Raw genomic sequence first — 11,586 nt, forward strand, 5'->3', positions numbered from 1 at the left:
TTCTTCCATCTTCGCCAACTTCTCGTTGCGCAGCATTTCCTGGTAGGTTTTTGCCGCCTGGGGTTTTTGGCCGAGCTTTTGAAAGCATTGCCCGCTCTGCAGATAGGCCTTCGCCACCCACGGGAGGAACTTTTGATAAGCGACAAAGACGCGCTGATAATAGGCATTGGCCGCCGCCCAGTTGCCACGTTGAAACTCGATCTCGCCCAACGAATAAACCGCCTGCGCCGTGGCTTCACCCCGCCATTCGCGGACGGATGCAACCTGCTCGAAAATCTTCTGCGCCTCATCGAGCTTCTTCAAAATCAGCAGCGTCTTCCCGCGACCAACGGTCAGGTCCTTCAGCTTTTGATTGGCGTTGCCTCCATCGATGGGGTCGCTGAACAAGCGCAGCGCTTTCTCATATTCCTTGCGGCGATACGCGATCTCGCCCAGGCCACCATAGGCGAAGTCCACCATCGGGCTCTTGGGATACTGCTCCATGAGGTATTGGAATAACGAAGCCGCCTTTTCCAAATCGCCATCGGCGAGAACTTGATCCCCCGCCTCCGCGAGCAGCATCGGGCTCAATTCTGAGGGCTGAAAATTTCGGACGATCGTTTCGATCTGCTGCTTCCGCTCCTCCGGCTTGTGGCGCAATAGTGACACCTCCCCTTTCACGAAAAGGAGGCGTGCCTTTTTTGTCGGGGAAGCGTTGTCTCCCCCTCCAAGCAGGGTTTCGAGTTCCACGCCGGGATCGACTGCGGGTTCCTGCGGAGCCGGCGTGGCAATGACCGCCGCCACCGGACCGGGAACCGGAGTCGCGACCGCCGCCGGGGCTTCGGTTGGGACGGCCGGCCTTTTCTTGCGGGCGCAAAGCTGGGCCAGTTGCGAGAGCATCTGCTCCACGGCGTCGCGGCTCGGGTCATCAATGTACTTCTTGATCGTATCGGCGAGAAATTGCTTCGCTTCCTCGACTTTGCCTTCGCGCGCTTTCGCCTTGCCGATCCAGAACATCGCCATCGGCACGATGGGATGCTCCGGGTGCTCGGTGACGAACTCCTGGAACATCGCTCCGATGCGCACCCAATCGCCCTTTTTCTGCAGGGCCTTCTGCGCTTCGAAGAGCGAGTAATTCAGGACCTCCTCCGTAGTCGCCGCTTTGTAGGAGCGAATGTAGAGCTCGGCCGCCTCGTCGGTCTGACCTTTTGCGGCCAGGCTATCGGCCAGCAGCGCCAGCACCTCCCCGAGTTGTGGATCGGCCCCGTAGTCCTTTTCCCACTTCCGGCAGCGCTCGATCACGTCGTCATACTGCGATGCCGCGTAGGAGCACAAGGCCAGGCGGTAGCGCGCATCCGGGGCGTACGCACCCTTGGGATACTGGTGCAGGTATTTCTCCAACTCCGGAATGGCCTTCTCGTACTTCCCCGCGAAGACGAGTCCCACCGCGATGCGATAGACCACATCCTCGGTATGCGCACCCTTGGCGAACTCCTTTTGATAATGAAGGTACTCGGCGATCGCCTCTTCAAACTTGCCCTGGGCAAACTTGGCGTTGCCGAGCAGGAAGATCATCTCTGCCTTGAAGCTGCTGTCCGGCTGTTCCTTGAGCATCCGGCCAAAATACGTCTCCGCGCGTTGGGGATCATTCGACTGAAGCGCCGTCGCGCCCATCAAATAGCCCACGGTGTTGGCGTTCGAACCTTTCGGAAACTCCTTCAGGTATTGCTCCCCGATCTGGCGCGCCGCCTCGGGGCGGTTGGCTTCCGCGAAATTCACCATCGTGGCATACGTTACCGTTTCGCGCTCTTTGGCCTCTGGGTAACGCGCGAGGATTTCCTGGTAGGCAACGAGCGACTCCCAAGGCCGCCCCATGTCATAATAAGCGCGTCCCATCCGCAAAATGACGCCGGGCATGAACTCGGGAAGCTGCTTCGCTTCCTCGGCCATTTTCTTCGCTTCTTCGATGGCCGTGCGCAGTTGGCTCAGCGCGCTGAGATACTGGGGCACCTCGTTGCGATTGGCCCGCATCGCCGCCACGGTGTCGGTAAATTGTTTGGACAGGGTCGTTACTCGATCATCTTGAAATCGGATGATCTGCGCGCGCGTCCGCACCAGGCGATAGACGGCTACCGCCTGGGCCTGCCGGCCAGCCGCCAGGTGATTATCGCCCAACTCGACGATCATCGCGTTCAACTGCGCCAGATTCTCCACCAGGTCACTCCTTTGCAGGATTCGCCCGATGACCGAGACGGTCTTTTCCGTCTGCTTTTTCTCCCCGTACAGACCGGCCAGCACTGTCGCCCCACGAATGCCAACGGACGACCAAATTTCCGGCTGGATCAGCGACTCCAGCAATTTGATGGCCTCATCAATCCGCTTGTCCTCTTTCAGGGCGACCGCGCCATAAAAGAGCGCCTGCTCATGGTATTGCGGCACCCCGGCTAACTTCGCGAACTGAGCCGCTGCTTCGCGGTAATCATTCGTCTGCAAACTCGCCTGCGCCAGGGAAAAGGTCGCATCCATCACGCGGGCTCCCTGCGGATACTTCGTCAGGTACTTCTTCAGTGTGTCCCTGGCCTTCGGATAATCCGCGAGATTGAAATAGGCGGCGCCCAGGGTGAAGTAGACGGATTCCAATTGCGCCCCCTCCCCCACCTTCGAGACGATGCTCTCCAGTTTGGACGCTGTAGTCGCATAATCCCCTGCCTGGAAAGCGGCCATGGCTTCGTTGAATGCTGTCGCCATTACCATTTCCGGAGTCGGCGACCCCATCAGTCCCAGCCCGCTCGGCGCTTCAGCGCCAGCGGAGGCGCCCACCAAAAGACAACAAATCACCAGCAAGCAGGTCGTTCGGGCACCCGTCCAAATTGGCATCGGGCTGCTTAAATGAGCGGGTGGGGGAGAACTCATGGAGGTGCCGTTCAATAGATCGCCTTCATTGGGCGGCTCCATGCCATCCCACGATGATGTTTTGAATCGTTCGCGCCCGTTCCAATGTCCCCACCATCCGATTGGCCGCGTTCGCCAGATCATTCACCGTTTTAATCGATGTAAATGCCAGCACCAGAACGGCCAGCACGATGCCCATCATGGCCACGGCCATAAGCAGTTCTGCGAGGTGGATGCCTCGGTGCCGCAGAAATGCGGCCGAATACTGGGGGGACATGCGGAATTCCATAGGTAAAATCTTGTGCGGCCATCGCCTTCTGCAAAGTCACATGGATATGTGACAATCCCGAATCGGGGGCGTTCTGCCGATAGCCGCCCCCGCTGACGTTTACTTCTTTTTCGCGGGCCGACGGATGGTGGCGACGACCCTCGGTTTTTCATCCAGCGCACTGCCGGTCAGTCCCCATGGCCGCGGAGTTGCGGGTGCAATGGGAGTCGCGCCTTGAGCTTGACGCACGTAATCTATCGCGGTGGCCATTTCCTTTTCACGACGCGCGGTTTCTTCCGCAGCGCGAGCCTCGGCGCGGGCTCGAGCCTCGGCCGCGCCTGTGTCAGCTTGCGCCTGCTCCTGATCCGCAAGCCTTTGCGCCACGGCGGAATCCTGCGTGACCTGGCGGGCGGCGACAGCCAGTTCCATTCCGTCCGCCAACTTCACTTTCATACCGTCTTTTACGGTCCGGACGAAAGTCACTTTGGTGCCGGTCATCACACTTTGGATACCGTCGCTCCGCGTCACGGAAATGCGCTCGGTCAAATAATAGGTCGCTCCATCAGCGTTCGCCGCCGGAAAAGAATCTGGCGTCTCATTCGCTCTCACGGCGACAAGCGCGAATGCGGCGCAGAAGACAGCGACAAGACCAGCCGCGATGACCTGTCGAACAACGCGAAACCGCCACACTCCGTGGAAGGAACGGCAGGCTGGACTGGAGTGGGCGTCATTGTATTCGGAGGAGGGCAACGTAAGCATGCCTATTCACTAAATCGCCCCGTCCAATGCGTCTTGTCGCACAAACTGACTACGCCGATCCGCCAATCCTTTGTCGTCGTCTGACGGTTGCGGAGTGTGAGACAAAAAGCGGCAACTCTGTTGCGTTCATTTGCGTCCGCTCCATCCGCTCAGTGGAGCCGCCAGCCCTCCGGCTTGGTGTTGTCTTCGGGCGAATTGGCGCTTTCGCCGGCGGAATTCACGGCGGTAACAACATAGTAATAGTTATCCGGGCCCGTAACAGAGGTATCCACATAGGAGGATCCGGTCACCTTGGCTATGGCTTTGTATGGCCCGCCACTGGTCGTGGCGCGCTTGACCCAATAGCACCTCGCCCAGAGTGAAGGCTGCCAGCGTAGAGGAACAGATTTTTCACCCGGCGACGCCAGCAGTGCAGCAGGAGCCGCCGGAATGGGAGGCGGAGCCTCCTCGTCGTTACCGGTGATCTGGACGTTGGTAAAGGTGGTCGCGTTCAGCGTCCCGCTGTTTCCCGAACATACCACCAAACCGATGTAAACGGTCTCGGGCATCTCGTTGTACTGACCCACATCGGTCGCCGCCCAATTCGTGCCGTCCTGGGAAATGTAGCCGGCGAGGATCCTGCCGGCCCGTTCAAGCTTCACCCAATAAGAGGTCTGATTAATGCCAAGAGCCTTGGTGCCGTAATTTGCTCCGCCATAGATGTTGAATCCCTGAAAGTTCTGTTCGGCCTGGCTTTTTTGGTTGATTACCATCAGACCGCGCGAGGCGTTCGGTTCGAGGCTCGCGCGAAGCATGACGCCCGATCTAGCGTTCCCGCTACTATCTTCGATCGACTCGATCTTGGCGATAATCGCGCAATCTCCAGTGACCGCCTTGTAGGTAAAATGGCAACTCTGGTCGGGGCGGCGTGGATCGCCCGAACCTCTGACCTTCCAGTTCCCTCCGGAGTAAGAGCTGCTCCCCGCGGAACCCGTGCGTCCAATGTCCACATCACGCATACCCCGGGCGACAGAAACTGTGCCGGGAAAGGAAAGGGCCGCAAGAGGCAGCGCAGTGGAGTGGTCGGCCACTTTCTCGAACATGAAACTTTCCCCATCAATAGGCAGTTGTTGGCGCCTCGTTTCGACATACGGAGCTTGGAGTCCTTTGCGGACAACGTAGGCGCCGTGGATTAGGTTGAGGGCCATTCTGCCATGGTCCCAACCACGGTTGGTGTTATCGGCAGTATAGTAGGCATCTGTGGTGCCGAAGGGGAGAAATGGAGTAGGGACTTGCGAGTTGATCCTCGCGAAATATTCGCCCACGGAGAGCAGGCGATCGTCCTGCTCCGCATAGAGATCGATCCCTTGCTTCCAGAGCGCCTCTGCCAACATGGCAAGAGAGAGGAATTGGCCGTGAAAGTGGCCTTGGTCGCGAAGAGAGTCCCCAAGTTGCCCAATAGGATTGGAATTACGAATCCCGATGTGGGGAAGCGCACGATATTGCCATAACGTGGTCTCCAGCTTGGCGGCATCGTCATTGAAAATTTCCATCAGGGCGGCGGCAACCATGGAAAGCGCGCCCTTGTTGGCGGCCCCATACATATTTTCGCCGAACTTGTTAGTAGCGGGCAAAAGGACCTTGGCGAAATAGTTCTGAACCGTGGCCGTATCGGCGTCGGTCCAGCCTGGCCAAGTGCCACGGAGAATTTCCGCCCCTCCAACAAACTTGTAGGCGTAATCGCCGAGATCAAGGGTGGCCTCCCGACCGCTAAACACCGTATGGGTGGTGGCCCAGGCAATCAAGATATCATGCGCTTTTTGGGCGTACGCCTTGTTCCCGGTAAAATACCACATCCGTGCGAGACACCACACGGAAGTCATGTCGTTCCGCCATGGCCAGAGATTTACATTGGGAGCCCGGCCCACTTCCGCGAAAGGTCCGGAAATTCGCCCTCCCAATCGCGAGTGCGGATCCGCCGCGAGCGCAGCGTAACCACTCTTCCATGGTTCCTTATCCAAATTGGCCTTGAGCGTTTTGAGATCCTCGAGATTGAGCGGAGCACTGGGATGAGTGAACCGCCGGGGGAGGACGGCGTTTTGAGAGCTTGGGTGAACAGCTTGCGCCTCTACGGGAGCCACAGCGGCGGGGTCTCGACCTTCCATCGCCGCCTGCGCGAGCGTGCGCAGGTTGGTGACGTCAACCGGAATTCGGACCGTCGCATTGACGAGTCTCAGGTCCACTGTCGTTGGCGTAAAGCCTACTATCTGGGAACTCGCCCCCGCAGGGACCTCCACTTTGCCGCTTTCTTGATGGTACTCGGTGACCGCGAAGATCACGGGTGTTTTCAGAAGGAGTTGCTTTGGCGCGCGCTCCCGGTGATCGCAGAGCCAAGCCATCGGATCCACAGCGGATGGTGTCGGGGTGAGGTCCGGCACTGGCGTGGAGATCCTTGCGGAATTCTCAACCGGAACTGGAGTAGAGGCAGGGAGAGGATCGGTTGCAATTTTAGGCACTAAAGTCAAATTCGAGCGCGACTCGGCGTGATCCACTATTTTCTTTCGCACCGGCTGCGGCGTCTCATTGTCTTTTGACATGAGAAAGCAGTATGCAGCAACCCCGAGCAGGATGAGCAAAAGGAGCAATCGCCCGCCCCCGCCCCCTGTCTTTTGAGATGGGATCGGGACGCGAGCACCTGGACCCGGACGCCTTGGCACTCCCGAACGCGGTAGCACAGAGCGCGGCTGTTTGAGAGGGTCTCTGGCAGGCTTCTCCACGCATTGCGCGGTCTGCCGGGGTTGTGGGATGCTTGCTAACGCCGGCGCTTTCAGCGGCTGCTGACAATACGGGCAATCGAAATCCGTTCCCGAGTGTTCTTCAGATAATTCGATATCCAGGCCGCAATAGGGGCAATTCGATATAACGGTCATGCTTTGCGTTCTGTCGCTTTGGAGGTTTGCGGAGGCGGAAAGGCCGAACACCGGTTGCATTCCGACTCGACGCACTCACTCGGGGCCGCGAACTGTTCTGGCGCAATCTTTGGGTGGTTTGCGAAAAGCATCAGTGCATCGTAGCTGCTGAGGGTCTCGTGATTCAGACAGTCGGGGGTGGTGGCGTAATCGAAGTAGATCGCCTCGCGTCCGAGTTTCTCCATCAGCACCGCCGCGGCCGCACTGCTGTTGTGGACTCTCAAGTCCTCATGCCCGAGAATGAGCACGCGAATCGGCCGTGGCGCCGCATAAGTTGAAATGGTGAGGATGAAGAATAGCAGTAGAGCAGGCAACTTATACACGGCAGGAATTCGGTTGATTAATGCTAGTCGCCGTCAGAATCGGATGACTCTTTCCCGACGGGGACCAGAGAGACGGATTGAAGGTGCATCACGAGAGTACCCAGCGGTTCGGGTGAGCTGAAAACGACTTCAAAACTGCCCCCTTTGGATATGGTGATCGATCCGACTTTCTCGGTCTTAAAGTCATCCCAGCCGCTGCTCGCTTTGAGTATGTTGGCGACCGTCTGTCCGGCGACCGCAACGCTGACCTTGCTGCTGTCACTAACGGTTGGCGGCAATGTAACGGTCGTCTCCGGTCCTTCCTTGTCTATCTGGACTTGACGCGTGGAGGTGCTGGTTGCCAGCGAATAGGTGGCCTCGATGCTGAAAGTGCCGGCTTCGTCGATGCTTACAGGCCATTTGATGAATCCTTCCGGGCCGTTCCGCCAGACGATGAATTTATTCTCGCCGCCCTCCAGTCTGCTGGTCTGGCCGTCGATTTCCGCGTTAGTAGCCGTGAGTTTCAGGGAGCCATCGGCTGCCTGCGCAATAGGCTTGTCGCGGATCTCGATTGCTTTGGTCGGCGTCTCAGCCGGGAGCAGAGTGACCGAGCGGAGATTCATGACCCATCCCAACGGATTTGATATGGCTTTGACGACCACTGGAATATCGCCGGGCTTGCTGACCGTGATTTCACCGGCGTTGCCGATCTGGTAATCCGTCCACGCCTTCGTGGGTTGCGGTTTCGCTTTGATCGTCCGATCACCGACACTGATGGCGACCTTGCTGCCTTCGTAACTGTCCATGAGAGAATAGTTCAACTCCACGCGGTAATCGCCCGGCTTCTCGCAATGAATCAACCAGATTAGAGAGGTGCCCACATCCTGCCAGAAACCGATATTCTTTTCGCCTTTTGTCTCCAGTTGGGCGTTCATCCCAGCGATATCCGCCTCCCCCGCGGTGAGCTTGAAGGAACCATCGGCGGACTGCTTGATTGCGTCGCCTCCGATGTCAATAGCCTCGGTGGGTGAGTTGGCAGGGACCAGGCTAACGCTGCGGATCGTGATGACAAACTCGCGGGACTTCGAAAGAGGCTTCACGATGACCGGAAAATCGCCGGACTCACTGATCGTGACTTCACCGGCCGTGCCAGTCTTGTAATCGTTAAAGCCACTGCCTGCCTTCGGTATCGCTTTGACAATCTGATCCCCGATCATGATGCTCAAAGGACTGCCGTTATTATTGCCAATGATTGCATACGTCATCTCGACGCGATAATGGCCGGGCTTCCGCACGCTTGCCGTCCAGCGAAGAGTCGTGTCCACACTCGTCCACCACATGATGTCCTTGACCTCACCGCCCTCCAATTGGGCGTTAGGGCCTTGAATTTTCACATTTGCTGCGCCTAGCTTGATTGATCCATCCTCAGCCTGCTTGACCGACTGTCCCGCCTTATCCGCCGCGCAAAGCATCGGATTGTTTAAGACGGTGAAGGCAAATAGTCCGGCCAAGCCGACCTTGAGCATATTGTCCGTGATGCACGCCATAGTATTGATGGGGTTAATCCGTTCAGGTGGTCTGAAGAGCCAGTCCGGGGAGTTTCATCTCAGTGCCTAGAAAGCTCTTGTGGGGCGGGACGAGAGCCTCTTCAACTGCTTCTCGCGTTCCTTAACGGCATTTGCCAGTTCCGGAGGTAAAGTAAGATCCGTTGCGGGAGGCGTGCCGTATTGATAGAAACGCTTTTCGCTCCCGAAAGTGACTACCAGCGGAAGTCGCGTTTCGAGGTCAATATAGGCGACAGCAGCAACTTTGGATTCCTGTGGCACGGGCTGTCCAAAAGCGATTGCCTGACCAATGGCGATAGCTTCCTCCTCGCGAGCCCTGGGATTCAAGGGGCTCACTTCTCCCGTAAACTGAATGCAATCTCTTCCCTGATACTTCGCCATCCCCGTATAGGTGGTCGCTGAAATCCAGTCGAGACCGGCAAAGTCGGCCGCAGCAAAGTTGACCGAGTAAATGTCAGCTTGCGCGGAATCGGGCCAGACGGTGGGTTCTGCGGCATCAGGCTGCTTCATCACCATCAGGCCTCCGATGTGCCAGATTTCCTTTCGCTTGCCGTCGCCATCCGCATTCAGTTCCAGAATTGTCGAGCCGGTCTTGACCACGGTGGAGGCAATCGTGACCGCCTCTTTACCTTCTTTTTCCTTCGGTTTTTCTTCACCAGTTGTGGATGGTTTCACAGGTCCCCCCCCCTTTACGGGATGTCCCTGGCAAGCGACTGTCCAAGTCGAGTAATCGGGTGCGCGCTTGAGCAAGGGCCCGGGGGGCAGTGGAGGAAGCGTGGGTGACGGCGCCGCCTGCTGCGCGTGCAACGTGACTGTGACGACTAAGACCAGACAAAAAGTGGAAAACGTTTTCATTCTTTGACGACTTCGATTTGCTTGTCCAAGACCTCACCGGTGTAGCGGTCGATTGCCACGTGAACCCAGTAGCGCTGTTCGCCCTCGACTAAGAATTTGTCCAAGGCGTTTGCCGCCTGCGGGTAGCGGCCGGTCTGCGCCACGACATCGATCATCAAGTTCCATACCCGCGTCTGACCGACATTGGCGAGCGCCCGAATCGGCGCCTCCCGAAGACGTTTGATGTAGGCCAGGCTCTCATTAAGTGACCCGGCCCCAGCCGGCGCGAACACGGCGCTCAAATCCTTGCCTGAAGTAGTAACCGTATTGCCGCTAAATCCAGTGTAGGACAGTTTTCCGTCCTTATAATTTGGCAGCGACAGATCGATACCGCAGTTGGCACCGGCTGCGACCGGCTTATAAGTAGTTCCCGATGGTGGCGCGCAGGCGGCCGCCGCATTCCACTTGCCGACGAGCTCCGAAACGTTCTGAAGAGGGCCATAAGTGGCGGTCGTGTCGGCGGTGCGCGCGGTAAGGTTGGTGGCAATCGTTTTCGCCACGGTGCTCGAGAGCGAACCGATCGTGGTATTGGTGACCTTCGGATCGTCCACGCAGGCCCCGGCCGCAATCGCCGCCAGAACGGGGGCTTGACGCGTGTTGAGATTCACCTTCCCGGCGACGAGCCCATTTGGGTCGCTGGTCTCGTTAATGCAGAAGATATCGAGCAACCCGGCGTCGCCGCTCTCCGGCGTGAAGAAATCAAGGTTCTTCCACGGCAGGTCTCGAAACACATAGCCCAATTCCGCGACAGTGCGGAACGGCCGATGAAGCAACAGCGGACGGCTTTGAGACTGGGCCAACGACGTAGGGTTCCCCGCTGCCCCCTTGGTTGCCGGGGTTATCAGGGACGCCGGTTTATTGGGGTAACCTTGAATGGCCGTCGTCGGCAATCCCACGGGCGACGAGCTGCTGGTATTAGTGCCAACCGGGACGTAAGCGCCGGCGGCACGGCGAACCACCCCGTCGGCGTCAGCATAATAGGCGGGACCGACAGGGCCTTCGGCAGGGTCGCTGAACGGGGCGTCCGCGGCATAGCGCCCCTCATAGAAGGGAACGCTGGGACTATTCTGGGCATACATTCCCGCGGTAAAGATAGAGACATCGACTGGCCCGTGGCCCTCGTCGACATGAATCAAAGGACGAGTCCACCCAGCGGAAAAGGAAGGGTATGGGGTATCCTGCGCCCAGATTCCACCCAGCATAGAGAAACCAGCTCCGCTGGTTCTCCCGGGCAGATCGCCGTTATCTACATCGGTAAAATAGAAGCCCGCGGAGTAGTCTGGCCGGATTGGGTAGGTAATCCCCTGGGGGATCGCGGCACTGCCGTCGGAATCATAAACCCACCCATTCGCTCCGCCGTTATCAGGCGGAGGCGCGGACTTCCAAAGTTTTGATCGCCCATAATTTATGACACTCAAAAATAGCCCGAAGCGAGCCGTGCGTGGATCGATGGCCCCAGCCCAGCTAAATGGACTAAAACTATCCGGGCCTTTGATCACACAAGGCGAAAAACTTCCCCTTGACTGGTAGGAGAATTGCCCGTGCGTCGTTCGGCCATACTTAGTGTCGTAGGTGATCCAGTTGCTGGCGTTGTTTGGGTCCTGGTATTGAAGGCGATAAGTGAAATAGACCCGGTTATTGCCAGCGGCGGTTGTAAGCCCGTGTCCGATGAGCGCCGTTCCGGCAAATAGGACGGTGGTGGTGTCCTTCTGAAATGCCAAAGGAAAGCTTCCCAAAACCACATATTTTCTGACTTCTACTGGTGTTAACTCCCTCGATACTCCTTCTGACATTTCCCTCAACGAAAAAATGAATTATGTAGGTTACTGAAAGTGCTGTTAAAGAAAGAAATTAAATGAACGGCTGCAATGTCACTGACCGAAACTGTATATAACCACACGTCAAGACTCTCAATAGAAAGAACAATTTAAGTCGCCTATAGGGGAAAATTTCAAAATTATTTGGAAGCTATTGCAGGG

The 11,586-nt window shown here is 57.5% G+C and carries 8 protein-coding genes; all 8 read right to left on the bottom strand.

Annotated features, from left to right (window positions below; genetic code table 11):
• Positions 1 to 3,015: tetratricopeptide repeat protein (locus ABJF10_RS24085; RefSeq protein WP_348547171.1), on the bottom strand; the 3,015-nt coding region annotated here is incomplete at its 3' end.
• On the bottom strand, positions 2,918 to 3,160 hold the full coding sequence (locus ABJF10_RS24090; RefSeq protein WP_348547172.1) for a hypothetical protein: 243 nt from the start codon (positions 3,158 to 3,160) through the stop codon (positions 2,918 to 2,920). The genes ABJF10_RS24090 and ABJF10_RS24085, both read right to left, overlap by 98 nt.
• Before the next feature lie 99 nt (positions 3,161 to 3,259).
• Positions 3,260 to 3,829 carry a hypothetical protein gene (locus tag ABJF10_RS24095; protein WP_348547173.1) on the bottom strand — a complete coding sequence of 190 codons (570 nt, stop codon included), beginning with the start codon at positions 3,827 to 3,829 and terminating at the stop codon, positions 3,260 to 3,262.
• Positions 3,830 to 4,047: 218 nt separating this feature from the next.
• A complete protein-coding gene (locus ABJF10_RS24100; protein WP_348547174.1) occupies positions 4,048 to 6,474 on the bottom strand; it encodes an alginate lyase family protein in 2,427 nt (808 codons plus the stop codon).
• 329 nt (positions 6,475 to 6,803) lie between these two features.
• Positions 6,804 to 7,169 (bottom strand): hypothetical protein, encoded by a 366-nt coding sequence (locus tag ABJF10_RS24105; RefSeq protein ID WP_348547175.1) that lies wholly within the window; start codon positions 7,167 to 7,169, stop codon positions 6,804 to 6,806.
• A gap of 23 nt (positions 7,170 to 7,192) precedes the next feature.
• On the bottom strand, positions 7,193 to 8,695 hold the full coding sequence (locus ABJF10_RS24110; protein ID WP_348547176.1) for a hypothetical protein: 1,503 nt from the start codon (positions 8,693 to 8,695) through the stop codon (positions 7,193 to 7,195).
• Between the two features lie 66 nt (positions 8,696 to 8,761).
• Positions 8,762 to 9,388, bottom strand: coding sequence for a hypothetical protein (locus ABJF10_RS24115; RefSeq protein ID WP_348547177.1), 627 nt, complete (start codon positions 9,386 to 9,388; stop codon positions 8,762 to 8,764).
• A 176-nt stretch (positions 9,389 to 9,564) separates the two neighbouring features.
• Positions 9,565 to 11,400 (bottom strand): hypothetical protein, encoded by a 1,836-nt coding sequence (locus ABJF10_RS24120; protein WP_348547178.1) that lies wholly within the window; start codon positions 11,398 to 11,400, stop codon positions 9,565 to 9,567.
• Positions 11,401 to 11,586: the final 186 nt, after the last annotated feature.

Origin of the sequence: Chthoniobacter sp. (assembly GCF_040003245.1) — a bacterium.
Classification (GTDB): domain Bacteria; phylum Verrucomicrobiota; class Verrucomicrobiia; order Chthoniobacterales; family Chthoniobacteraceae; genus Chthoniobacter.

Bases quoted from the DNA above. Each gene is read 5' to 3' on its own strand.
- ABJF10_RS24090 (WP_348547172.1), bottom strand. From the start codon at position 3,160: ATGGAATTCCGCATGTCCCCCCAGTATTCGGCCGCATTTCTGCGGCAC.
- ABJF10_RS24100 (WP_348547174.1), bottom strand. From the start codon at position 6,474: ATGTCAAAAGACAATGAGACGCCGCAGCCGGTGCGAAAGAAAATAGTG.
- ABJF10_RS24110 (WP_348547176.1), bottom strand. From the start codon at position 8,695: ATGGCGTGCATCACGGACAATATGCTCAAGGTCGGCTTGGCCGGACTA.
- ABJF10_RS24120 (WP_348547178.1), bottom strand. From the start codon at position 11,400: ATGTCAGAAGGAGTATCGAGGGAGTTAACACCAGTAGAAGTCAGAAAA.